This is a genomic window from Laedolimicola intestinihominis (genome assembly GCF_040096155.1).
GTDB classification, from domain to species: domain Bacteria; phylum Bacillota; class Clostridia; order Lachnospirales; family Lachnospiraceae; genus Laedolimicola; species Laedolimicola intestinihominis.
Genome location: NZ_JBBMFE010000009.1, coordinates 89424 through 112411, shown reverse-complemented (window position 1 = coordinate 112411; position 22988 = coordinate 89424). Strand labels below are relative to the sequence as shown.

Sequence of the window (22988 nt, the reverse complement as noted above, 5' to 3'; positions counted from 1 at the left end):
TGATGAATAAGAGATTTACCGTAGAAGAAAGTAATTTAATCAGTATTTTTATGGAAGAAGGTATAGATTCAGATGTGGGCGGCAGAAAAAAGGTCATAAATGGTATTGATAAAGCACTGAAATATCTGGAGGATGATGAGATGGTTGAATTGTCATTATGTGTCCTTGTAAAATTAAAGGAATTGACGGATCATGAATTTATGAAGATGGAGTTTGTAGCGGCAGAGTAACATCAAACGTAAGGCAGAGCATGGCTTTTGGAGGCTGTGTTCTGTCTTTTTGAATAAGAACTTGACTGATAAATATTACGGGTGTAATATTTATAACGAAAGGAATTAAATTTTTTTACCCTAAAATCTTACACTTGTAATATATAAGCGTAGTACATTGATACGAATAAGAAATGGAGGTAACGATGAAGGAAAAACATAGAACCAAAAGAATACAAAGATATAGAAAAATGTTGGGCATTATAGTGTTGATATTAACAATTACTTTGATTGGAGTAGTTGTGAGTGCAACAGTATTATATAAAAGAAAAAATTCGTGTAAAACACCAGATACTATCTTAGTAGAGTATATGATGCATATTCCAAAACAAGAATACGAAGAAATGTATGCAATGATTGATTTGGAGTCATCTGGATATATCAGTAAGGAAGATTTTCTGAAGAGAAATTCCACTATTTATGAGGGAATTGAAATGCAAAACATGTCGATAAAAAATGTCGAGTATGTGGAGGAAGATAAAAAAGTAACATATTTGACTTCGTTTGATACAGTGGCAGGAACTATCAGCTTTGAGAATGAGGCATTTTTTATAAATGGAGAAGAAGGATATAAATTGGTTTGGGATGATTCCATGATTTTTCCTAATCTGACTTCTGCAGATAAAGTAAGAGTTTCCACTACACAGGCAGAGCGAGGAGAAATTCTGGATAGGAACGGACGTGTCCTTGCAGGAAAAGGTACAGCATCTTCAGTTGGAATTGTTCCGGGCAAGTTGGAAAACAGAGAGGAAGCAATCGCACAGATTGCAGGACTATTGGAAATCACAACGGAAGTGATAGAAAAGAACCTGTCTGCAAAGTGGGTAAAGGATGATTCTTTTGTACCTATTAAAACGATTCCAAGAGTGGAAGAAATTGAGTTAATGTCTATCAGTCCAGAGGAAGAAGTTTTAAAGGAGAAAGAAAGGCATGATAAGTTGCTGGAGATTCCCGGAGTGATGATATCTGATGTTGAAGTGCGTGAATACCCATTAGGGGAAGCCGCTGCGCATTTGGTCGGGTATGTTCAAAGCGTTACTGCGGAAGATTTAGAGGAACATGCAGGAGAAGGTTATACAGCCAATAGTGTAATCGGCAGAAGCGGAATGGAGGGCTTGTTCGAGAAAGAACTGAAAGGCCAGAACGGTTGCAGGATTTACATTGTAAATTCGGAAGATAAAGAGAAGGAGGAACTGGCTTGTATCCTGGTACAGCATGGGCAGGACATCCGGCTTACGATAGATACTGATTTGCAGGTTTCCTTGTACGAACAGTTTAAGGAAGATAAAAGCTGCTCAGTAGCCATGAATCCTTATACCGGAGAAGTATTGGCTTTGGTCAGCACACCGGCCTATGACAATAACGATTTTATTATGGGATTATCGAGTGAGCAGTGGACTGTACTTAACGAGGATGAGAATAAGCCAATGTATAATCGGTTCCGGCAAGTGTGGTGTCCGGGATCTACCTTCAAACCAATTATAGCTGCGATTGGTTTACAATCAGGAGCAATCGATCCAATGGAAGATTACGGGAACGTAGGATTAAGTTGGCAAAAAGATGCATCGTGGGGTTCATATCATGTAACAACGCTTCATGCGTATGAACCAGTCATTTTAGAGAATGCCTTGATTTATTCTGATAATATTTATTTCGCAAAAGCAGCATTAAAGATTGGATCGGATGAGTTGGAGAATTCTTTGATACGGCTTGGTTTCAATGAGGAACTACCATTTGAGATTAAGATGGCAGAATCTCAGTATTCCAATACAGAAGGCATTGAAACTGAAATACAGTTAGCTGACAGCGGTTACGGACAAGGACAGATTTTAGTGAACCCGTTGCATATGGCATGTATTTATTCTGCTTTCTGTAATGAGGGAAATGTAATAAAGCCTTATTTGGTATATCAGAATGAAGCGGAAGCTGAGTATTGGATTCCGGGTGCCTTTTCTAACGAGACAGCAAGTCGTGTATTGGAAGGAACAAAGAAGGTTGTGAATGATTCTAATGGAACTGGATATGCAGCCCATCGAGATGACATTCTTTTAGCAGGAAAAACAGGTACGGCAGAAATAAAGGCATCGAAGGATGATACTTCGGGTACAGAATTAGGATGGTTTGCAATTTTTACAGCAGAAGATACGGAATGTCCTATATTGATTATCAGTATGGTAGAAGATGTGAAAGGAAGAGGAGGAAGCGGATATGTTGTTAAGAAAGACAGTCTGGTTCTGGAAGAGTGGTTTAGCAGTCATTAGTTTTGTACTGATGTTTAGTATTTCGGGGTGTAGCGATACACCATCGGAAGAAGATACAGTTTCGGAAACAGTAATTGATGTTCAGGACGTTTCAGAAGAAGAACAGGAGAATGAAGAAGAAATTATAAACATCTGCATAGATCTTTATGACAAGGCAGCAGAGGAAAATAAGTTAGATGATTCGGAAATAATTCGGAGTATTGTAAATCGTCTTGGAGAAAACGAGTATCCTGCTGTTGACAGCAGAAATCAAGTGAATATGACGGAAGCGGAGCAGGTACTGGAATTTTGTGAAAAGGTGGATGCACAGGAAGAAGCAGATATAACGATTCTTGAAGTCGGCTATTTGGGCGGATTTGTAAAATACGATTTGCACACAAAAGACGGAAATGTAGATGTGGTCAGAAGCTATTATGGATACGAAAATGGAGAAATACAGAAAGAAGTTACTGGGAGGTATCAAGCAGAGTATTGGAATTATACAGAAGAAGGTTACCTGATGTTTTCTGGTGTCTGGTTTTCAGAAGAATTATACGTTCTTACATTGAGTGGAGCAGAGGAGCATACCGCATTACGAGTACAGCCATTGGATGAAACATATAGGGAACTGAGTCGGAAATATCTTCTTCCAATCAGCTTTGAACAGAATAATATGTTTATTGTGGATTGGAGTGAAGAAGATTTTGGGGATTTGAATTTCTATGATATGTATGACATTCTTTATCCAAAAGTGAATGGTCAGTATGTTCCTTATGTTGCAGATGACAATTTGTCAGTCAGTGCAGTTTATCGGATTCCAAAAGAGGAATTTGAAAGCGTTATTATGAAATATTTCAATATTGATAGTGAAACGCTGCAATCCAAAACTGTCTATGATTCGGAGGATTCGACCTATGAATACAAACCGAGAGGCTTCGAAGAAGTAGAGTATCCGGAATACCCATATTCAGAAGTAATCGGGTATACGGAGAACAGTGATGGAACAATTACACTTACTGCTAATGTGGTATTTCCATATTCGGGAAATTCCAAAGTATATGCCCACGAGGTTGTGGTTCGTCCTTTGGAGGATGGCGGGGTACAATATGTATCCAATCGAATTATACCCTCCGAGGATAATTCTGAGGAAACATGGCATACGCCACGGTTGACGTTAGAAGAATGGGAAGAATTATACGGAGGCGAATAATGGAAGATGTGAAATGGCTGCTTAGAAGATGTGGTCTTCCGATTTTGCTGCTGTTGATTTTCGTAATAGCCGGAGTGGTCTGTTGGGGAGAACTGCATACAGAAAAGCAAAAGGTGGCAGAAGAAGTATGGGAGCCACCTGTAGAAATCGAAAATAGCGAAGCAGAAACAGAAGAAGCCGAGAATGCGGAAACTTCCACAGAGTCAGCATATTGGTTTATTCCGCAAGCCAGTGATGATCTCCTTACAGAAGAGGAGAAGGAGCAACTGCAGAGTACGGTTTTGTCAGCAGCAGAATCGGTCAGAGAAATCTATAAGGATATTGTAATTGCAGATGCACTAAGCTACTCTTCCGGTATTAGCGAATTTACCAAAGAGCAGAGGAAAGCTGTGGTGGAGCAATTGGGCAGAAACGGTCTGGTAAGTGTTGAAGAAGATACTGCTATGCAAAATCATGAAGCAATCGAAGCATTTTATGCAGATTACCTGGATGGACAAGACTCGATGGTTACGGTATTTGAAGTACAGAGAGATGGGCTGATTGGAGCAGTTACCTTTATCTATCGGAAAGGTGAGTTGCAGACCTATTACATAGGAATTCGGTGGAGAGAAGGTGGTATGCCAGAAATACAGGGAACTTCGGTAAGTAATGTGGCTGAGATTAAACTGACCGAAAAAGGATATTTTATCTACGCATATGAATATGTGATTGCACATGCAAGTTTGAGACAGTATTGGAGAATAGAACCGCTACCAGAAGACTGCCAGGAATTAACGGAGAAATACATATCAGGACTAAGTTATGTGAATTACAATCTGCTCGTTACAGATTGGGATAGCAGCAATGTGGAGGACATTCTGATGCCTTGTATGTATGAAGATGTTTATAGGATTTCTACGGGGGAAAATCTGAAAACTGAGGGTTGGAAGATTCCGGCAGAGGAATATGAAAGGATAATGACTACTTATTTTCCGGTATCGGTAGAACAGTTGAGAGAGCATTGTGGATATGATGAGGGCAGCAATAGCTATGAATATGAGATGATTTATGCCAGTCCATACCCACCTTTCGGAGAAGTAGTTGACTATACAAAAAATGCGGATGGAACGATTACACTTATCGTGGATGGAGTATGGCCGGATTATAATTCTGATCTCGCTTTTCGGAATACGGTTGTGGTCCAGCCATTTGAAGACGGAACTTTCAGGTATCTTTCCAATTCTATAGAACAAATAGAGTTGGAACTGCCGCCAATAGCAAAAGCACATTAAATTTGCTTTGAAAGAAAGGATGATATTATGGCATTAAAGAAAAAAAGCATTTTGCTGATTATGGCATTTCTGATTGGATGCTTCGTATGTGCCTGTGGAAAAGAAGATAGTATTGTGGATGAATTTCTTGTGGAAGATACGGAAGATGTATCTTCCACGGAGGAGATAAAAAGTGCCGAGGAAGAGGCTGCAGAACAATGGGAAAAGGGCTACGACCTTCCAGTAGATGAACAGGAAAGGGAAGAAGCTGAGACTGACTGTAAAAAGCAGATGGAACTTTATCTTGACATTTATGAAACTGCAGATAAAGGGATAGCATCTAATGTTGCTTTGGATGATCAAACGGTTTTGGAAATGCAGAGGAAGCTAAAGGATGCAGGATGTCCGGTTACAACAATGGTAACATATTCTAACATGGAGAATTATGAAAGTGTTGACAGTTTTCTGAAAGAATGTATGGAAGGGAAAAGTGGTTCTGCAGTAATTTATGAAGTTCACAACGATGGTGGATTGGGCAGAATGAAATTCATTTTTGATGGAACAGATATGTATGTTGTAAGTGCAAAAGGAATCTGGAATGCTGATAATAAGCCGGGGATTTCATACATTTCCTATACAAGACTAAAAGAGTGGAAATATACAGATAAGGGATGGTTCTGCTACGAGTTGTGTGTACCGGAGCCACCAGAGGTCAGTGAGATTATGGATGGAAGTTGTCTAATAAGGATAAAGCCAATGACAGAGGAACAGCGTGAAATGTCTGAAAAATGCGTGCGTGGTTTGGGATATCAGGGAAATAACCTCTTATGTTCCAATTGGGATACAGAGCATATGGAAGAACTGGATTATAATGGGATGTATGAATATCTGTATGCAATGAAATACCAGGAAAAGTTTAATTCTGAGAATTACCCAAATGGAATACCAAAAGAGGAATTTGAAAATTTAATTATGGAGTATCTTCCGGTGACGGCAGAGCAGATACGGGAATATGCGGTGTTTGATGAGAAAAACCAAACGTATTATTGGGCGCGACTTGGATGCTTTAATTATGCACCGACTTTCTTTGGAACTTCTCTGCCGGAGGTTATCGACATCAAAGAAAATGAGGATGGGACAATCACATTAACAGTTGAGGCGGTTTGCGACATGGTCATTTGTGATGATGCAGTCATAACCCATGAACTTACGGTAAGGTTTGCAGAGGATGGCAGTTTTCAGTATTTGGGGAATGAAATCCTAAATGACGGAATTATGCACATACCAGACTACCAATATCGAATTAAAGAATGATTTGATAATAGTTGTGTTTTGTGGTAATCTTACATGCGTAAGAAAAGAAAGGAGGACACATGAAAAAATTAAAAGTAGTTGGAATATTGGCAGCAGTTGTATTAATAGGAGGAGTTGTTTCAATTCCGCTTATAAATAACCATACAGCCTATAAGGTGGAAAAGACATTATGTGAAATTCCGCTGCCAGAGGAAACGGAATTGATAGAGTCACTGTCACAAGCAGGGAAGCTGACAGGAAACGGAAATGGAATGCAGTATTTCGGAGCAATTCTAATTCGAAGTGACTTGTCTTTGGAAGAATTGGATGCTTACTATTCAAGGTACAGAAGTAATGAGTGGGAATGTTTGGTGAAAATTCAGGAAGGGCAGTCCATTGAGGGGATTGATCACGGGACACTACAATTTGCGGAAGAAATAAAGGACAGGGGTTATTACATTGTATATTCTTGGGGAAGTGGAAATTCTCTATTGGATGAATTGGATATACGTGGACACTAAAAAGGAGCAAGATGAATTATGAAATATATTTCCAAAATCAGTAAAATCAGTAGCTTCATATTTTACATATTTCTATTGTGCCAATTATGGCATTTATGCCAATATGGAATCATTAGAAGTCATTTTTTCGGAGTAGTTATTTGTACAGTAGGTTTTACAGCGGCAGTTATTGTTTGGTTGGTTTCAAGAAGGAAGAAGTTAGAAGAGGATACGGAGAGGATAATTAACGATTGGGGGATTCCTTTTTGAATAGGAATCTCTTAACGCATTTAAGGGAAGGATGGAGTAAAAATGATTATAAAGTCTATTATGACCGATGAAGATAGAAAAGCATTAGAGTATATGCTTTCGTTAGAATATGCTATGCCATATCAATTACTTAAGACAAAAAATAATAGAAGGAAAATTATTTATATAATGACACCAGTATTATTTTTGTTATCAATCGGTTGCTATTTTGTAAAGAGTTATCCGATGTTTTATGTGGGAATGGGGATTTCTATTATTGCATTGATTTGGATTATTTGGTTTCAATCTAAGGGAAAAAAATTTGAAAATAATGTCCATGAATTTGTATGGAATAAATCAAGATATAACAAAGTGGAAATTGATGTTCAGGGAATAAAATTAGAAGATAAAAAGATCTGCGAACTTAAAGAAATAGATAGAGTCTTTTTGTACAAAGGTTTTTTCTTTCTCATAACGAATGAAAAGAAGTTACTTGTACTAAAAACAGTAGGTGTAGAGACAGAAGAACTTATTAAGATTATTAAAGAAGCTGATATCTTATTTGAAAAAAGAGAAGAACCATTTAATATTTATGAATATTGCAAAAAGTAGTAATTAAAAAAAGAAAAAACATTTAATATTTATAAGCCTCGAAAAAACGAGTAAAAGTTAATTCTACAGTTAACCTTTACTCGTTTTTGTTATTTCTGTGATACCCAGATATTCATGTCTGATAAGATAGACATGGTTATTTCAGTTGCGTTGCCGCCAGTAGCATCGCTGTCTGCACTAATGTTGGTGGCAAAAAAGTATGTATTATCTGCAGTTTCGATATAACCGATGAACCATCCATTAATATCCTGACCATTTACACGTCCGGTTCCGGTCTTTCCGTAGAATGTTCCGGCATCGGAAGCTGAAAGGCAGATGGCATCTTTTACTGCATTGATATTTTCAGGGGCGAAGCCGAAACTGTTATTCTGCAGCTTGGTTAAAAGTTCGACCTGTTCTATTGGAGAGATTTCCAAGGAGGATTCCATCCAATAAGAGGAGAAATCGCCACTCATGTTTTCGTTACCATATCCGATTTCTTGAACATAGCTGTAAACGTCAGAGGCTCCAAGCTGTTCATCTACTGCTTGAAAATACCAATTCACAGAGGAGTTCATTGCAGACTGTAAGGTCTGATCTGCGTTCCATGCTTCAAATGGATAGGTTTCTCCATTCCATGCAATGAACGAATTTTCCGGTGTAATGACGCCTTCTTCCAATCCGAACAAAGCATCGTATATCTTGTAGGTGGAGTTTGGAGCAACCCGTAAGGTGGCATGCTCCATGTCATGTATACTCCATGCATCGTTTTCCAAATCGTATAAAACAAAGCTGCCTTCGTATTCTCCGAAGTATGTGGAGAGGTCTACATAGGAAATATTCTCAGAAGAGGAATCCCATTGGTAGTGGCTTCCATCTGCTGCGTATGTAGAAATAAAAGGTGCGAATCCAAGGAGAAGGACAGCAGTCAACATGAATGCAGTCATACCTTTTACTCTTTTTATAAATGTCGGCTTCTCATAAGATACAATGTTGATAATTCTCCGTTTCATCTGCTTCATGTTTCCACCAAGACCGGCGGCAAACGGAAATGGAGTAAGTGAAATCTTTTCCGCAAAATTGATCAGTGTATTACCATAATCTGCATAATCATCCTCCTCAAGCATCTTTAAAACAGAGGTGTCACAGGCAACCTCTCTGTCATTGCGCATTTCTTTTAGAGCATACCAGACAAGAGGATTGAACCAATATATTACTCCGGCAAAGTTCATTAGATAGTTGGCAATAGCATCTTTGTGCTTATAGTGCTGTAGCTCGTGTAACAGCATGTATCGCATGTCCGATTCGTTATAATCTGAGATGAGATGAATCGGCAGATAAATACAAGGTTTCAAAAGCCCCACAATAATCGGAGATTTCAAAAATGCAGTACTGTAAACATGGATATTTCTGTTAATTCCCATTTCTTTCATACATCGATGATATAGTTTTCGGACTTCCGGGTTCTGAAGGGGAAGTGCAGATTTTTTCAAGTTCTGTAAGCGGATAGAGGATTTGATTATCAATATAATCATTGCAAGGATGCCTACAAGCCATATTCCAAATAGTATGTATCCGATGCTAGATGGAGTCTCACTATTTACCGAAAGGGCAAAGTCATTCATCCAGTCTGCATTTCCGGCTGGATTGATCCCAACAGCTTCTCCTATGGCGGTTCTGGTGCCAGAAGTAGGAGAACTTTTCAGGCTACTGAGCCACGAGAGGATTTGCGGAAACCCAATTAAACGGAACGGTATAAAAGGAACTACCAACAATCCAAGTAGCAGGAACCACAGATTATACTGCATCCGGCTGGATAGGTTGCCTTTGAATATCCGCTTGGCTATCAAAAGAATTCCGATGATACCGCTGATAAATACATTGCATATTAAAAAGCGTATCATAAAATCAGCCATGTTAATTACCTCCTTTTTTTGACCTCTTGGAAAGAAGAGAGCGGAGAGTGTCTATTTCCGTTTCGGACAGTCTGTCATTTTCTATATATGCAGACAGCATGGCAGTGATGTCCCCATCGTAGTATCGTTCTAGAAAAGAGTTACTTTCCTGACCGATGTATTCACTTTCTTTCACAACTGGAGTGTAAACAAACACCCGACTTTGTTTTTCATAAGTCAGAACGCCCTTGTTCACTAGACGTTTAATTAGAGTTTGTATTGTTTTTGGACTCCAGCTCGTAGTCTGTAATAATTTATCAGTTATTTCATTGGTGCTGATCGGCGCATGTTTCCATACGATTTTCATAACTTCAAATTCAGCTTCAGAAATCTGTGGTAAATCGCTCATTTCAAATCCCTCCTTAAATCTTACGGCTGTAATAAAAATATTATAGATGTTATTTGTGTAGTTGTCAATTTAAGAGAAAATAGATTGACTTGAAATCTTACTTATGTAATAATTAAAATATTACATAAGTAAGAATTAAAAAAGGAGTGGAATCAGGATGATTGAAATTGTAAATAAAGTGCTTTGAAAATAAGAAAACCAATAGATTCACAAGGAGTCTATTGGTTTTCTTACAGAGTTGGATGGTCTTGCTTACGCAGCAAATCAAGCAGGTAACGAACCATAGGTAATAAATCAGCAGCTTCCTGTTCCGTGCAGTCATTCAGTAGGGTTAGGAGCTTCTGGAGATTTGGTTGTTGGTTTGTGCTGGCTGGATAGAAAATCTTATTGGCTGGTATCTTCAAATATGTAATTAAAGGATGCAACTTTTCAAATTTTGGATTACCACGTCCGGCTTCAATATTAAGTATAGTGCGTGTATCCAGATTGAGAGTTTCAGCCAATTTTTCCTGTGAAAGTCCGAGTTCTGTGCGGGCTTCACGCACTGCGATGGCAAGAGCCTGTTTCATATTATCCTGCATTATAATTCACCTCGATAGTAGTTTACATTACATATTATCCTGCGTGAATTACAACAAAATACACTATAAATATGGAGCACAATACATGAATGGGAAATGTAGAAAAATACACAAGAAAAGAATATTGAGTAGAATTGTGGCAGAGGCTTACTACACATATCAAGGTGTATCGCAAAGAAGTAAAAAACTTCAATGCGGTACACCTTTTTTAATGGGGAAATCAGAGCATGGTGGAGTCCTTTTCCAGCTTGCGGTTTAAGGTCTGTTCCTGTCCCGGAGTCCGGTCAAGATACTGGTTCAGATTATCCAGTTTTCGGTTGAGAGCCTGTATGTCTTTTTCAGCAGATTTATAGGTTTTCTGCAAGGCTTCTTTCTTGGCATACAGAGCATTGTAATCATTACGAAACTTATCAATATCAAAATGTTTTAAGCTGATTCCAAAGCGTTTCAGCATATTTTCTGCACCGTCATGGAGCAGGAGTTCTGTTTCATGGTGGCGGAGATAAGCGTCAGGGTCTTTCGATTTCTGGTAACGGATGTGATAGATATGATTGCTCTGATATTGTTCAGCGTATTTCAATATCTGTCCTAAATCCTTTAGCTGACGTTCTGTTTCCACAAGACTGTTCCGTGCGGTTTTTGCAAGAACAGACTTACTTTCAATCTGTTTTTCAAGCTCGATGATAGAACCTGCTTTACTGTAACTGCTGGCAGCGATTTTGAGATTTTCAATCGCTGCCCAATGCTGCAGACCGGGGCTTTGCGTGAACTTTTCTTCCGAGGTGTCAATGAGCGTTCGGGAAGAATAATCCTTGATAAGAGGTTTCTTTCGGGCAGGGAATGGGACACGTTTTTGTGTCTGTGCTAAAGCCTTTGTTTCTACCCGTTCCTTAATCCGTTCTTTGGTGTATTCTGCCCCCAAAGACTTTAAGCTGCCACGGACAAAATGCTCCCGGTCAAGGGGGCGGAAGGAAATGTACTTTAAGGCGTTTTCTCCAATGGTTTCGCCTTTGATTTCATAACCTTTTGCCCGTATCAGCTCCATGCACTGTTCATATGTATCAGCGTTTTGAATTGCTTCATCAATGTCTAGCTTGAGCTTGATTTTCCACGAGGTGCCATTTCTGCCGGATGTCCATTCTTTATAACTTTTACCACGCTGGTTTGTGGGAGAAATGACGGATAACTGATGCTTGGAACACAGCTCATCATTCAGGCGGCGAATGTGGTAGTAGGTCTGTTTACAGTCATGATATTTTTCGTGATTCACATTATCTGCGGCACAGAAAATGATGTGGTTGTGAACGTGACCTTTATCAATATGAGTGGAAACGATATAAGAAAATTTCCCCTCTAACAGCTTGTCGGCAAGCTCCACACCGATCTGATGTGCTTCCTTATAAGATACCTCTCCCGGAGCGAAAGCCTGTATCAGATGAAAGGCTTTGTTGGGGTCTGCCTGATTTGTTTTTGACAGAGCAAATTTGAAGTCAAAGGCAGCGGTTTCAGGACTGCATCCGAAGGAAGAAATGAGAATACTTTCATCTGTTTTTTGGGAATTACAGATATAGTTTACTGCCTTATGGACGGTTGCCTGGATAGCATGGATTTTTGTGATTGCCATACCTGTTTCATCAGCTCCTTTACTTCGTTTACATCGGCTTTATAGACATTGCCAGTAGCATTCATCCGCTTGGCAATCTGGTTCAGATTATTGCCGATACGGGCGAGCGTGGTGTTGTATTCCCGCAGGTGTTCGTAGTTTACATCGTAGACATAGCCATACAAAATCAGATGCCGAATAAATGCGGATTTGCTCTTCATGCCGGAGGCTTTCCATTTCTGATCTAAGATGTATTGCTCGTCATCGCTGAGATAGATTTTAAGTTCATTTTGTCTTTCTCGGTTTGCCATTGCAGTATCAGTCCTTTCCTTATTTATATAAAAGATTTTCAAATATGCCGTAGCCGGCGGTTGTTTTTTGCTTTTAGGGGGACAGGGGGATATGCCCCATGCAAGCCAATTTCTGCAAGTTTTCGCTTGGTAGAAACTTGCGGAAATGGTGCCTGTGAGGGAACACAGGCAGTGCTTGCTATTCTTCTGCAAATTACCCGTAGGGAATTTGCGTGTTGCGTGAGTATAGGCGAGCGGTTTGCAACACAGTAGGGTGTTACCGCCCTTGTTATGGATAGCGTTGATAATTCGACTTTGCAGTTGGGCAGAAGCAATAAAAAAACTGCCACGGTTCATAAGGGCATTGATTGCCCGTAAAAACTCCATAGCAGTTTGTGTGACTTTTTATGATTTTTGATTCTATCCATAATGATTTTATCAATGGGAAAAGGGAAAGTCAATGGCTGGAGAGAGATAAAAGATTTACAGAGAAATTTAGGGGAATAAGCAAAGATACTGCATATTCTGCATTTAAAATTAGAATTGGAAAACCAGAAGAGAGGGGGTGAAGCATGAATACCGTACATCGTAGAACGGAAATAATCAATATTCTTATTATCAGACGACATACAACAGCGAATGAATTGGCACAGGAATTTGGCGTTTCCATTCGCACGATACAGTATGATATTCAGGTTTTAACTCCGGTTTATCCGATTTATACAAAACAGGGAGAGAACGGAGGAATTTTTATAAGAGAGGATTACAAGCCTTATGCCAATTCGCTGACACCTATGGAAGTAGTTGCCTTGCATGAATTATATGATTGGACGGAGGGCATACATAAAAAAGTTTTATTTCAAGTCCTAAGAAAATATGGACCGGATAAATTACAACTTTGATCTTGTCATTCTGATAAAGCACATAATTTTTACAGAACCGTTCATAGCAGACGGAAGTGTGCTTATGTGCTTTTTAGGCTGACAATTTCAGCTTTGATTTTATCCAAAATGCAGACGATGTCTGCGATTGTACCTTGACAATTTCATAAACCAATGCGTACAGGACGTGTGGAATATGTGGAGCCGCTTTGAGGATACGCCATAAGACACCTGCTTTTGCCTTTGGCAGAGGTGGATACGAAGGAATATTGAAAGCAGATATTGAAGTTAAGGTGTGGAGCGAGAAATATCCGGCATAAATGTGTAGCAGTTACACGGAGGCGTTGATACATATTTTTGATAATGATACTTCCGGCTTAGTCCGGTCAGATAAGATGACGGTGCGATACCGATGTGGGTAGTGTAATGAGCTGCCACCTGTACGGATTTTTTAATATCTTCCAATAAAAGCATATTTGTTTGTTAAGTATGTTTTTATTGGCAGATATGCCATAACCATAGCAAGAGAAAAAGAACACACTTTGAAAAGGTAGGTGGAAGAATGCAGGCAAAAGTGAACACAAAAAATTTTATAAGGTATGACGAGGGTGCGGAGAGGTATTCTATGAGTAAACACAGCTTTATGAAATTGGCACAGGATGCTCGTGCTGTTTATAAAATTAACCGTATCACATTGGTAAACGTGAAGATTTTTGAGGAGTATTTGGAATCTTTTCGGGCGTAGACATGATAAGAAAGAGGAAAACGAATTATTGTATATCAAAAAGTATTTGACTTTTTGATATACAAGTAGTAAAATGAAGTCAGGTTATGAAAGGCAGGTGTTGACGGATGGCAAGAATGGGTAGACCTAAGTTAGAAAATCCGAGAAGTGAAGGTGTATTCATCCGTCTTACAAAAGATGAGCATACAGATATAACAGAGTATGCCAGCTCTCATGATCTGACCATAACACAGACGCTTGTTCAAGGATTTAGAAAGCTGCAAGAGCAGGATAATACCGAGAATGAGTAATGGCATTTGTGACCTCTTTCTTATATTGAGAGGAAGGTGGTACATAATGTCAATGTCGAGAAAAGATTCAAAAGGCAGAGTATTAAGGAAAGGCGAAAGTCAGAGGAAAAACGACGGAAGGTATATCTACCAGTACACCGATTCGACAGGTAAAAGGCGGGTCGTTTATTCAAATGACCTGTTGGAGTTAAGGGAAAAGGAAAAAGAACTTGTTCGCAATCAGTTGGACGGTCTTGAAAGCTATTGCAGTGGAAAGACAACTTTGAACTATGCATTTGACAGGTATATTTCAACGAAGTATGATTTGAAAGAACACACACGGGTAAATTATAAGTATATGTATAACCGTTTTGTCAGAGATACTTTTGGAAAAAGAATCATCAATGATATAAAGTATTCTGATGTGAAATTCTTTTATTGTTCGTTGATGAACATATTGGGGTTACAGGCGAATACATTGGATAATATTCATACGATTCTGCACCCAACCTTTCAGATGGCAGTTAGGGACAATGTGATACGCAATAATCCGGCAAGCGGTGTAATGGCAGAAATCAAAAAGGCGAATGGAAAGAATAAGGGCATAAGACACGCACTTACATTGGAACAGCAGAGAGCATTTTTGAATTATGTATCGAACAGTCCTGTGTATTGCCATTGGTTGCCACTGTTTACAGCACTTTTTGGAACGGGATGTCGCATAGGAGAAATGATAGGGCTGCGTTGGGAAGATTTGGATTATGAGAATAAAACCATTAGTATAAACCATGCGGCTATCTATCGAGTAATGGAGAATGGAAAGAGTGAATTTCATATTTCTTCGCCAAAGACAGAAGCCGGGATTCGTACTATTCCGATGATGCAGGCTGTAGAACAGGCATTTAAGGATGAATACGAAGCACAGAAAGAAACCGGTTTTAATGTGCAAGTGGTTGATGGTATGAGTGGGTTTATCTTTTGCAATAAAGACGGAATTATCCATAAACCCAGCGTAATCAACAGTGCAATCAAAAGAATTTACGAAGCCTACAATGCCGAAGAAATTATTAAGGCAAAACGGGAGAGCAGACGCCCGGTATTGATTCCTCATTTTTCGTGTCATCATATCCGACACACATTTTGCACCAGATTTTGTGAAAATGAAAGAAATCTGAAAGTGATTCAAAGTATTATGGGTCATGCAAATATTGAAACAACGATGGATATTTATGCGGAAGCAACAGATGTGAAGAAAAAGGAAGCAATTAAAGCTCTGGAAAATAATAGTGATATATTTTAGGAAGAAGTCCTTGCAAGGGGACGATTTCCAAGACAAACCTGACATCAAAAAAGTCAGAATACATCAAAATGACATTAGTTTGTTGGATTTTGGTGGACAAATATGGACTGGCGATATATAATGAAAATCGTGTAAAAAAGCGTTTATCAACTTATTTGGACTGTGGTGGATTAGCTTCGGTTATATTCCCGACAATGAAGTCACTGGACGCTGACAAGAAATCTGCGAAGTCAGAAAACAGCACTTCCACAGCAACACCGGAGAAAGAAGAAGTTATCGACTTCTCCAAGGTAAAGGTAGAGCCTTTATTTGAGGAATTTGTTGATTTTGATACTTTCAGCAAGTCCGATTTCCGAGCTGTAAAGGTTAAAGCATGTGAAGCTGTTAAGAAATCCAAGAAGCTGTTACAGTTCACGCTGGATGACGGAACAGGCACAGATCGTACGATTTTAAGCGGTATTCACGCTTATTACGAGCCGGAAGAGCTGGTTGGAAAGACCTTAATTGCGATCACTAATCTGCCACCGAGAGCCATGATGGGAATTGAATCCTGTGGAATGCTCCTCAGTGCAATCCATGAGGAAGAGGGAGAAGAAAAGCTCCATCTTCTGATGGTTGATAACCACATCCCGGCTGGTGCAAAGCTCTATTAGGATGTAAATATATGAAAGTCAGTTACTCCGTGCCTATGGCACTCCCGTAACTGCCAACTGCATTCGTAATCCGGGCGATTGCCCTGCTTACTCATACAGTTTAGCCTGCCCGATATCCATGAATTCGTTCATGCAAGCATGACTCATTCATGGCTGCCGTTCAGGACTTTCATAGTAAATAGACGGGACGTACTTCATTTGATAAAAAACTGAAAAAACAGCGATTTACATCAAACTTACATCATTTGATGCAGAAATCGGTGCAAGCAAGAAAAAATCGCATAATTAGTGCAATGAGTGGGCAATTCCAATCGGAGTTGCCCATTTTCTAAAATGAGTGGAAATACTAATCGGGATTTATTGTATTAGGGTTATTAGAAAAAGGAGAAGATTATGGGGACATATGTATGTTTTGACAGACATATTCATATAGGGTACGAAACCAGAACAAATGGCATTTTAAGTCAGCTTGGTTATGTAGATATTAATGAGCTGTCATTAAGAAGAATAAAAAATACAACACGAAATGATGCGTCAAGGTAATGCCAGAATTATCGTGATACATCCTTTTGTATTTGGAATGATTATTTTTCTTTCCCTACTTGTCGAAAGTAATGGATGGAATGTATAATATTGTTAATGATCCAGAGATATTTATTTTGGAAACAGCTTAATCAATTTGGAGGTATAAAATGAAAGCACATAAATATTGGTCAATCGGAGCAATAGTTACAATGGTTGGAACTTTTTATACAGGATATAAAGGGTTAAAAGCAGCACACAAATACTTTGCGTTTGGCTCTCTGATATGCATGATTATGGCAGTCTATTCTGGTCATAAAATGATTTCAGGTAATAAAAGAACAAGAAAACAGGTGGAAAATACAAAAGCGGAGGAATAGTAAATGTTAGAGTTAGGAATAAAAGCACCGGACTTTGAATTGCCGGATCAGAATGGAGAAATGCATAAATTAAGCGATTATGCAGGAAAAAAAGTAATCTTATATTTTTATCCAAAGGATAATACACCAGGATGTACGAAGCAGGCATGTGGCTTTTCTGAGCGTTATCCACAGTTTACTGAGAAGGGAGCTGTTATTCTCGGAGTAAGCAAGGACTCTGTAGCGTCTCACAAGAGATTTGAAGAAAAATACGGACTGGCATTTACGCTATTATCAGATCCGGAGCGTAAAGTTATTGAAGCATATGATGTCTGGAAAGAAAAGAAAAATTATGGAAAAGTATCTATGGGTGTAGTAAGAACTACATATCTTATTGATGAGCAGGGAATCATTATAAAGGCAAATGATAAAGTCAAGGCGGCAGATGATCCTGAAAATATGCTTAAGGAATTGGCATAATGAAGATTATTTTATCACCTGCAAAAAAGATGATTGTAGATACCGATAACTTAGCACCGGTTGAACTGCCTGTCTATATTGATAAGACAGTAGAAGTATTAAACTGGATGAAAAGCAAATCAAAAGAAGAACTGAAAGCTATCTGGAAATGTAATGACAAGATTGCAGAGCAGAACTTTAACAGATTGGAAAATATGGATCTTTATAACAGGCTTACTCCGGCTGTTTTAGCATATGATGGGATTGCATTTCAATATATGGCACCATCTGTGTTTGAAATCCAGCAGTTTGAGTATTTGCAAAATCATTTAAGAATCTTGTCTGCGTTTTATGGCATTTTAAAACCAATGGATGGTGTGACTCCTTATCGTCTTGAAATGCAGGCAAAGGTTGAAATTGGAGATGCAAAAAGTCTGTATGAGTACTGGGGAGAATTGTTATACCGCTCAGTAATCGATGACAGTAGGATTATCATTAATCTTGCATCAAAAGAATACTCAAAATGTATAGAAAAGTATCTGACATCACAGGACAGATATATTACGATTGTATTTTGTGAGTTATCCGGAGATAAATTGGTAACAAAAGGTACCTATGCCAAGATGGCTCGTGGTGAAATGGTCAGATTCATAGCGGAAAATAATATTGAAAATCCGGTGGAGATTCAGAAATTTGACAGAATCGGATATTCGTTTAGGTCTGATTTATCTTCAGATTCAGAATATGTATTTGAACGCAAAATAAAATAGTTATTCAGGTAAAATATGCTCAGTTTGGCAGTTTTTATAATAATGAGAATTATTACTATTTTTATTGACAACAGGATAGTGGTGGTATATAATCCTTATTAAGAACTAATCCTAATAAGGAGGACGAATGACAAGTAGGAGAAATACCATTCAAAAAGATCTCGTAAAAAATACCGTATACGAAATGAGAAGACACGTTACGGCAAATGAAGTGTATGAATTTATAAAAGAAGCATATCCATCAATTGGAAAAGGAACTGTATATAGAAATCTTGATATATTGGTCGAGGAAGGTGCATTAAGAAAGGTTGAAGTTCCGAATGGACCGAACCGATTTGATTTTACATTGAAAAATCATTACCATGTAAGATGTATAAAGTGCGGTGAAATTTTTGATGTGGATATGGATCAAATACCGGATTTGCTGGAAAGAATTCATAACACTCATGGAATTGAATTTGTGGATTACGATATTTCATTTAAAGGCATTTGCCCGAAATGCAGGGAGAAGGTAAAGTAGGAATTACCGGATGACTTTATATGTCCTTTGTGCAAGCACCCGGCATCAGATTTTGAAAAAGTAGTAAAGAAAACGGAGGTAAAAGAGATGGCAGAAAACAAATATGCAGGAACACAGACAGAGAAGAATTTACAGGACGCATTTGCAGGGGAATCACAGGCAAGAAATAAGTATACCTATTTTGCTTCTGTAGCGAAAAAGGAAGGCTACGAGCAGATGTCAGCATTGTTTTTAAAGACTGCAGATAATGAGAAAGAACATGCAAAGATGTGGTTCAAGGAATTAGCAGGAATTGGTGATACAAAGGAAAACCTGGCGGCAGCGGCAGAAGGCGAAAATTATGAGTGGACAGATATGTATGATGGCTTTGCTAAAACAGCTGAGGAAGAAGGATTCCCTGAGCTTGCAGCAAAATTCAGGGCAGTAGGTGAGATTGAGAAGCACCATGAGGAAAGATATCGTGCACTTCTTAAGAATATTGAAACTGCACAGGTATTTGAAAAGAGCGAAGTTAAGGTATGGGAATGCCGTAACTGCGGACATATTGTGGTAGGAACTAAGGCGCCTGAAGTATGTCCGGTATGTAATCATCCACAGAGCTATTTTGAAGTACATGAAGAGAATTATTAAGGAGATGAGATTATTACGAAGAAGAAAGTGATTAATTCAAAAAAGCAGTAATGATAGGCTGTGGCTTTGTTGGTTCTGCATCGGTATTTGCTCTGATGCAGAGTGGCTTGTTTACAGAGATTGTCCTTATCGATGCAGATAAGAACAAGGCAGAAGGAGAAGCAATGGATATCAGTCATGGTATTCCATTTGCGAGTCCGATGAAAATATATGCCGGAGATTATGATGATGTGGCTGATGCTGCAATTGTTGTCATATCTGCCGGAGCGGGACAGAAACCGGGAGAGACAAGGCTTGATCTCGTAAATAAAAATGTAGCAATATTTAAGTCAATCATTCCTGAAATAGCAAAGAGAAATTTTGCAGGTATCATGCTTGTAGTTGCGAATCCGGTAGATATCCTAACTCAGGTAGCCATAAAGTTATCAGGACTTTACAGAAAACAGTTAAATCTAGGGCAGGAGCCTGTTCTTATGCTTTGGACTGTATAGAAGCAGAGTTGGTAAATATCAAAAACAAACATGGAAAAAGAGTGGCTTATATAAGTATACGCATGGCTGAATATTGGAAAATTCAAGGTGATGAATTACAAGATCTAGCCATGTGTGCTTTACTGCATGATAATGCTTTGAAACAATATATTTCGGAAGAACTGAAAAAGGATTCCGTCATTAATTGTAACACTTGACAATATGCATATGTAGAGGAAACGCATCAAGTGCTTGCTAAGCGAAACTTTGTGCTGGCAGTAAGAGGAGGTATCTTTGGTGATAAACCAACTGCTTACCGTAAGCTCAACCGTCAGAGAAGCGTATTCCCAAGTGATACAGCGCTCCTGAAAGCCCTGTATCTGGCAACTTTCGAAGCCATGAAAAAATGGACTATGAGCATTCGGAACTGGAGACAGGTCTACGGCGAACTCAGCATTATGTATGAGGGACGACTCCCAGAATAACAGAATCTCGTATTAAATAAGCAGATTGTGAACGCATGTGTTCACAATCTGCTTATTTCTACTTCTCCACCAGCTCCAAGCAAATTATTAATAATATCCTTCATTGCAAAACCAAACTTTGCGCGACTCTTTACTTGATCACCCTCACGATATGCCATGCAGAACAAGAGGATGGCAGGATTTTAAGAAGTCTCAAGTTCCGTTTTCCTGTATTTATCAATGAACAGGAATTATATGAACTTGATTGGGACAATGAAAGTACCGTTGAATCTGTGCTCCTTATGAGACGGGCAAAGCGGTAATTGAACAGAGTTTGAAGAGAAAAAACGTATGAATCAAATTGTTTCGTTGTTTATGTTTAGTTGTGGTGATTATGAGAAAGTAAAACAGGATGTATGGGGAAAAAACTGGTTGTATACAGCTTTTTTGCCGCGCTGCTGCTGTTCGGCATTATTACGGGAACGCTGATTGCACCGGAGGAGCTCACTGTCAACTACATTGTGTTCATACTGGCAGCGCCGCTGCTGTTTACCGCCAGAACGGCGGTCATGAACGGGCTGATTCTGAGCAGTATGCTGCTCTATATCGGACTTGCTTTCTTTGCGCAGCACACCCCAATTCTATCCAAAAACCTAGTGAATGTTATTCTGTACGGGGTGCTGAGTATGCTTCTGACTGCCATGATGATGCGAAGCAAGCTTCAGAGAATCCTGTACCATAAGGAAAAGGAAATGTTGGAAGTCAGCAAGCGCGAATCGCAGGAACGAATCCTGAATTACGAGAGATTCCTCACGGACATGGTTCGGTATGCCGCTTCAGAAGAAAATCCGGACAAAGTACTGAATCAACTGGTGGAGTATATCGGACAGCGTATGACCGCCGATCGAGCGTACATCTTTGAACAGAATGACCGCGGAACGTTTGACAACACCTACGAGTGGTGCAAAGCGGGCGTATCCAAAGAAAAAGATAACTTGCAGGATGTGCCGTATGAAGGCATCATTGAAGCATGGTTTGCACAATATCAAGAATCCAACAATGTCATCATCCATGACATTGAAGAATGCAAAAAAACAAGCGAAGCCATCTATGAACGGCTGAAACCTCAGGGTGTCAATACCCTTGTGACAGGGCCAATCAAAATCAACGGCAAGATGGTCGGATTCTACGGTGTGGACAATTCTCCCGAAGAGAAATTGCATGAGATCTCGAATCTGATAGATATGATCGAGTTTATGATCTCTTTTATGATAAGACTGCGCGATAATGCAGATGCACTGGAGCACAGTGCATTATATGACCAGCTCACAGATTGTAAAAACAGAAAAGCACTGGATTGGGCGTACACAGAAAAGCTGGAGAAGTATTTTCCCCTGGCGATTGTCATGTGCGACATAAATGGCCTAAAGGAAATAAATGACCAAAAGGGACATGACGCCGGTGATAAATTCATTGTGCAGACCGCACAGACGCTGAAATCTGTGTTCGGAAAGCGTCATGTGTATCGGTTTGGCGGAGATGAGTTCATTGCGGTTCTGCCAAACATCACACATCCGGCGTTTCAGAAACTACTGGAAACGGCAAAAAGCCAACTGGGTGCTACCGCGTCCCTCGGTACGACGATAAGCGGTACAAAGGACACGGATTTTGAGTCGCTTCTGAAAGCCGCAGATGTGGAAATGTATGAAAACAAGAAGCAATACTACATCGTGACAGGAAAAGATCGGAGAAAGCAGACATCACATGCTTGATAAAGGAAAGAAGTCTGCCCGTCCTCGCATGCATATCTTATTTCCAGTACAGGAGTATGCAGACGCAGATATGTATGTTGCGGTGAAGAAAGCCATCCAGCAGAAATATCCATTCTTCGATGCTTCCTTTTACGACTTACTATTTAAATGAAAACTGTGTAGTAAGCCGGGGATATTTATATATTGTACAGTACAATGGGGAATGTATTTATAAGATCAACCTTTCCAATACGGTGGATATCTTAAGTATGGTGAAATTCATCGCAACACGTTGACAATCGTGAATGAGTTGATAAGATAGTAGGAAGCCTATTGTTGTCTGTGGAGAAATCTGCGGATAAAATAACATCTTTGTGTGAAAAGCGTGATATCAGTAAATATAGATTATCACAGTTTTTTCAAGAAGATAATTCAGAGAATCTGACAGAAAAACAGAAAGAAGTTCTAGGGATATGGAACGATCTGAGTACAAATGAGCAGGAAACAGTAATGTCAATGCTGCGTGGACTTCGGAAGTAGGAGAACAGTTCGAGTATATGTATCGGCTGTTCTTTTTTTGTTTTTGAACGTTAAAACGGTAATTTTTTTCTTGTGCATAGTAGAACGTTAAAGTATAATAAAATTAGTTTTTTTGCATAAGTTTAAAAGCTATATCTATAATAAGGAAATCGGCAAACCAGATGAAAGTCTGGGACGCAAAGCTACAGGGCCTGTAAAATGGCAGCCAGTTGCATAAAATGAGGTGCACTGTCTGTCTGACGGTGCTTTTTTACGGTGTTATTTCGTAGGCGTAA

General features: G+C 39.2%; 24 protein-coding genes, 4 pseudogenes and 1 riboswitch. Of the genes and pseudogenes, 23 read left to right on the top strand and 5 right to left on the bottom strand.

What is annotated here, in order from left to right; all coding sequences use genetic code 11:
- The first annotated feature begins 2 nt into the window (after positions 1–2).
- From WMO29_RS10760 to WMO29_RS10730, 7 genes are all read left to right on the top strand, one after another.
- On the top strand, positions 3–230 hold the full coding sequence (locus WMO29_RS10760) for a transposon-transfer assisting family protein (protein WP_118672910.1): 228 nt from the start codon (positions 3–5) through the stop codon (positions 228–230).
- 185 nt (positions 231–415) lie between these two features.
- Positions 416–2530: a penicillin-binding transpeptidase domain-containing protein gene (locus WMO29_RS10755; RefSeq protein ID WP_349164770.1), complete on the top strand. Its 2115-nt coding sequence runs from the start codon at positions 416–418 to the stop codon at positions 2528–2530.
- Positions 2478–3719, top strand: a complete 1242-nt coding sequence (locus tag WMO29_RS10750) for a DUF6070 family protein (protein WP_349164769.1) — start codon at positions 2478–2480, stop codon at positions 3717–3719. Before WMO29_RS10755 ends, WMO29_RS10750 begins: the two co-directional genes overlap by 53 nt.
- Positions 3719–4990, top strand: a complete 1272-nt coding sequence (locus WMO29_RS10745) for a DUF6070 family protein (RefSeq protein WP_007885368.1) — start codon at positions 3719–3721, stop codon at positions 4988–4990. The genes WMO29_RS10750 and WMO29_RS10745 overlap by 1 nt, the downstream gene beginning before the upstream one ends.
- 27 nt (positions 4991–5017) lie before the next feature.
- A complete protein-coding gene (locus tag WMO29_RS10740) occupies positions 5018–6283 on the top strand; it encodes a DUF6070 family protein (protein ID WP_349164768.1) in 1266 nt (421 codons plus the stop codon).
- A gap of 59 nt (positions 6284–6342) precedes the next feature.
- The gene (locus WMO29_RS10735) at positions 6343–6783 is read left to right on the top strand and encodes a hypothetical protein (RefSeq protein ID WP_118770488.1); all 441 of its coding nucleotides are present in this window, start codon (positions 6343–6345) and stop codon (positions 6781–6783) included.
- A 291-nt stretch (positions 6784–7074) separates the two neighbouring features.
- Entirely contained in the window at positions 7075–7623 is a 549-nt protein-coding gene (locus tag WMO29_RS10730; protein WP_118770490.1) for a hypothetical protein, read from the top strand.
- An 89-nt stretch (positions 7624–7712) separates the two neighbouring features.
- Here the strand turns inward: WMO29_RS10730 and WMO29_RS10725 are convergent, their stop codons facing one another.
- The 5 genes from WMO29_RS10725 to WMO29_RS10705 all read right to left on the bottom strand — a co-directional run bounded on the left by WMO29_RS10725 (position 7713) and on the right by WMO29_RS10705 (position 12401).
- Positions 7713–9518, bottom strand: a complete 1806-nt coding sequence (locus tag WMO29_RS10725) for a BlaR1 family beta-lactam sensor/signal transducer (protein ID WP_349164767.1) — start codon at positions 9516–9518, stop codon at positions 7713–7715.
- 1 nt (position 9519) lies between these two features.
- Positions 9520–9906 (bottom strand): BlaI/MecI/CopY family transcriptional regulator, encoded by a 387-nt coding sequence (locus tag WMO29_RS10720; protein ID WP_002596372.1) that lies wholly within the window; start codon positions 9904–9906, stop codon positions 9520–9522.
- Positions 9907–10136: 230 nt separating this feature from the next.
- A complete protein-coding gene (locus WMO29_RS10715) occupies positions 10137–10487 on the bottom strand; it encodes a helix-turn-helix transcriptional regulator (protein ID WP_117795835.1) in 351 nt (116 codons plus the stop codon).
- A gap of 220 nt (positions 10488–10707) precedes the next feature.
- Positions 10708–12111 carry a relaxase/mobilization nuclease domain-containing protein gene (locus WMO29_RS10710; protein ID WP_117795833.1) on the bottom strand — a complete coding sequence of 468 codons (1404 nt, stop codon included), beginning with the start codon at positions 12109–12111 and terminating at the stop codon, positions 10708–10710.
- On the bottom strand, positions 12060–12401 hold the full coding sequence (locus tag WMO29_RS10705) for a MobC family plasmid mobilization relaxosome protein (RefSeq protein WP_002596375.1): 342 nt from the start codon (positions 12399–12401) through the stop codon (positions 12060–12062). The genes WMO29_RS10710 and WMO29_RS10705 overlap by 52 nt, the downstream gene beginning before the upstream one ends.
- Positions 12402–12787: 386 nt before the next feature.
- On the opposite strand from WMO29_RS10705, the gene WMO29_RS10700 reads away from it, so the two are divergent.
- The 16 genes and pseudogenes from WMO29_RS10700 to WMO29_RS10625 all read left to right on the top strand — a co-directional run bounded on the left by WMO29_RS10700 (position 12788) and on the right by WMO29_RS10625 (position 22345).
- A complete protein-coding gene (locus WMO29_RS10700) occupies positions 12788–12949 on the top strand; it encodes a hypothetical protein (RefSeq protein WP_195588089.1) in 162 nt (53 codons plus the stop codon).
- 3 nt (positions 12950–12952) lie between these two features.
- Entirely contained in the window at positions 12953–13282 is a 330-nt protein-coding gene (locus WMO29_RS10695) for a helix-turn-helix transcriptional regulator (protein WP_349164766.1), read from the top strand.
- Positions 13283–13823: 541 nt separating this feature from the next.
- Positions 13824–14006 (top strand): DUF6462 family protein, encoded by a 183-nt coding sequence (locus WMO29_RS10690; protein WP_002596377.1) that lies wholly within the window; start codon positions 13824–13826, stop codon positions 14004–14006.
- A 107-nt stretch (positions 14007–14113) separates the two neighbouring features.
- Positions 14114–14296, top strand: a complete 183-nt coding sequence (locus WMO29_RS10685; RefSeq protein ID WP_002596378.1) for a hypothetical protein — start codon at positions 14114–14116, stop codon at positions 14294–14296.
- A 46-nt stretch (positions 14297–14342) separates the two neighbouring features.
- Positions 14343–15575, top strand: coding sequence for a site-specific integrase (locus WMO29_RS10680; RefSeq protein WP_002596379.1), 1233 nt, complete (start codon positions 14343–14345; stop codon positions 15573–15575).
- Positions 15576–15754: 179 nt separating this feature from the next.
- A pseudogene (locus WMO29_RS10675) lies at positions 15755–16228 on the top strand (lysine--tRNA ligase); the annotation flags it as partial.
- A 692-nt stretch (positions 16229–16920) separates the two neighbouring features.
- Complete coding sequence (locus WMO29_RS10670; RefSeq protein WP_015516636.1) at positions 16921–17130, top strand: DUF6219 family protein; 210 nt, start codon at positions 16921–16923, stop codon at positions 17128–17130.
- A 3-nt stretch (positions 17131–17133) separates the two neighbouring features.
- Positions 17134–17589, top strand: coding sequence for a thioredoxin-dependent thiol peroxidase (gene bcp, locus WMO29_RS10665; protein WP_349164765.1), 456 nt, complete (start codon positions 17134–17136; stop codon positions 17587–17589).
- Complete coding sequence (gene yaaA / locus WMO29_RS10660) at positions 17589–18338, top strand: peroxide stress protein YaaA (RefSeq protein ID WP_349164764.1); 750 nt, start codon at positions 17589–17591, stop codon at positions 18336–18338. Before bcp ends, yaaA begins: the two co-directional genes overlap by 1 nt.
- 127 nt (positions 18339–18465) lie before the next feature.
- Entirely contained in the window at positions 18466–18858 is a 393-nt protein-coding gene (locus WMO29_RS10655; protein WP_349164763.1) for a Fur family transcriptional regulator, read from the top strand.
- A gap of 87 nt (positions 18859–18945) precedes the next feature.
- A complete protein-coding gene (rbr, locus tag WMO29_RS10650; protein WP_349164762.1) occupies positions 18946–19488 on the top strand; it encodes a rubrerythrin in 543 nt (180 codons plus the stop codon).
- A 12-nt stretch (positions 19489–19500) separates the two neighbouring features.
- Positions 19501–19922, top strand: a pseudogene (locus tag WMO29_RS10645) (lactate/malate family dehydrogenase); the annotation flags it as partial.
- Positions 19913–20164 (top strand): annotated as a pseudogene (locus WMO29_RS10640) (phosphohydrolase); the annotation flags it as partial. The pseudogenes WMO29_RS10645 and WMO29_RS10640, both read left to right, overlap by 10 nt.
- A 102-nt stretch (positions 20165–20266) precedes the next feature.
- Positions 20267–20443 (top strand): annotated as a pseudogene (locus tag WMO29_RS10635) (IS256 family transposase); the annotation flags it as partial.
- A gap of 395 nt (positions 20444–20838) precedes the next feature.
- Complete coding sequence (locus WMO29_RS10630; protein WP_349164761.1) at positions 20839–22194, top strand: sensor domain-containing diguanylate cyclase; 1356 nt, start codon at positions 20839–20841, stop codon at positions 22192–22194.
- A complete protein-coding gene (locus tag WMO29_RS10625; RefSeq protein WP_349164760.1) occupies positions 22187–22345 on the top strand; it encodes a hypothetical protein in 159 nt (52 codons plus the stop codon). Before WMO29_RS10630 ends, WMO29_RS10625 begins: the two co-directional genes overlap by 8 nt.
- A 509-nt stretch (positions 22346–22854) precedes the next feature.
- Positions 22855–22930, top strand: a riboswitch (cyclic di-GMP riboswitch).
- The last annotated feature ends 58 nt before the right edge of the window (positions 22931–22988 follow it).

What these genes read in the sequence shown, in the direction of transcription:
- WMO29_RS10690 (WP_002596377.1), top strand. Translation starts at nt 13,824, where the DNA reads ATGCAGGCAAAAGTGAACACAAAAAATTTTATAAGGTATGACGAGGGT.
- WMO29_RS10760 (WP_118672910.1), top strand. Translation starts at nt 3, where the DNA reads ATGAATAAGAGATTTACCGTAGAAGAAAGTAATTTAATCAGTATTTTT.
- WMO29_RS10670 (WP_015516636.1), top strand. Translation starts at nt 16,921, where the DNA reads ATGAAAGCACATAAATATTGGTCAATCGGAGCAATAGTTACAATGGTT.
- WMO29_RS10725 (WP_349164767.1), bottom strand. Translation starts at nt 9,518, where the DNA reads ATGGCTGATTTTATGATACGCTTTTTAATATGCAATGTATTTATCAGC.
- WMO29_RS10720 (WP_002596372.1), bottom strand. Translation starts at nt 9,906, where the DNA reads ATGAGCGATTTACCACAGATTTCTGAAGCTGAATTTGAAGTTATGAAA.
- WMO29_RS10730 (WP_118770490.1), top strand. Translation starts at nt 7,075, where the DNA reads ATGATTATAAAGTCTATTATGACCGATGAAGATAGAAAAGCATTAGAG.
- yaaA (WP_349164764.1), top strand. Translation starts at nt 17,589, where the DNA reads ATGAAGATTATTTTATCACCTGCAAAAAAGATGATTGTAGATACCGAT.
- WMO29_RS10755 (WP_349164770.1), top strand. Translation starts at nt 416, where the DNA reads ATGAAGGAAAAACATAGAACCAAAAGAATACAAAGATATAGAAAAATG.
- WMO29_RS10735 (WP_118770488.1), top strand. Translation starts at nt 6,343, where the DNA reads ATGAAAAAATTAAAAGTAGTTGGAATATTGGCAGCAGTTGTATTAATA.
- WMO29_RS10700 (WP_195588089.1), top strand. Translation starts at nt 12,788, where the DNA reads ATGATTTTTGATTCTATCCATAATGATTTTATCAATGGGAAAAGGGAA.
- WMO29_RS10630 (WP_349164761.1), top strand. Translation starts at nt 20,839, where the DNA reads ATGGGGAAAAAACTGGTTGTATACAGCTTTTTTGCCGCGCTGCTGCTG.
- WMO29_RS10740 (WP_349164768.1), top strand. Translation starts at nt 5,018, where the DNA reads ATGGCATTAAAGAAAAAAAGCATTTTGCTGATTATGGCATTTCTGATT.
- rbr (WP_349164762.1), top strand. Translation starts at nt 18,946, where the DNA reads ATGGCAGAAAACAAATATGCAGGAACACAGACAGAGAAGAATTTACAG.
- WMO29_RS10750 (WP_349164769.1), top strand. Translation starts at nt 2,478, where the DNA reads ATGTTGTTAAGAAAGACAGTCTGGTTCTGGAAGAGTGGTTTAGCAGTC.
- WMO29_RS10695 (WP_349164766.1), top strand. Translation starts at nt 12,953, where the DNA reads ATGAATACCGTACATCGTAGAACGGAAATAATCAATATTCTTATTATC.
- WMO29_RS10745 (WP_007885368.1), top strand. Translation starts at nt 3,719, where the DNA reads ATGGAAGATGTGAAATGGCTGCTTAGAAGATGTGGTCTTCCGATTTTG.
- WMO29_RS10715 (WP_117795835.1), bottom strand. Translation starts at nt 10,487, where the DNA reads ATGCAGGATAATATGAAACAGGCTCTTGCCATCGCAGTGCGTGAAGCC.
- WMO29_RS10710 (WP_117795833.1), bottom strand. Translation starts at nt 12,111, where the DNA reads ATGGCAATCACAAAAATCCATGCTATCCAGGCAACCGTCCATAAGGCA.
- WMO29_RS10705 (WP_002596375.1), bottom strand. Translation starts at nt 12,401, where the DNA reads ATGGCAAACCGAGAAAGACAAAATGAACTTAAAATCTATCTCAGCGAT.
- WMO29_RS10680 (WP_002596379.1), top strand. Translation starts at nt 14,343, where the DNA reads ATGTCAATGTCGAGAAAAGATTCAAAAGGCAGAGTATTAAGGAAAGGC.
- WMO29_RS10685 (WP_002596378.1), top strand. Translation starts at nt 14,114, where the DNA reads ATGGCAAGAATGGGTAGACCTAAGTTAGAAAATCCGAGAAGTGAAGGT.
- bcp (WP_349164765.1), top strand. Translation starts at nt 17,134, where the DNA reads ATGTTAGAGTTAGGAATAAAAGCACCGGACTTTGAATTGCCGGATCAG.
- WMO29_RS10655 (WP_349164763.1), top strand. Translation starts at nt 18,466, where the DNA reads ATGACAAGTAGGAGAAATACCATTCAAAAAGATCTCGTAAAAAATACC.
- WMO29_RS10625 (WP_349164760.1), top strand. Translation starts at nt 22,187, where the DNA reads ATGCTTGATAAAGGAAAGAAGTCTGCCCGTCCTCGCATGCATATCTTA.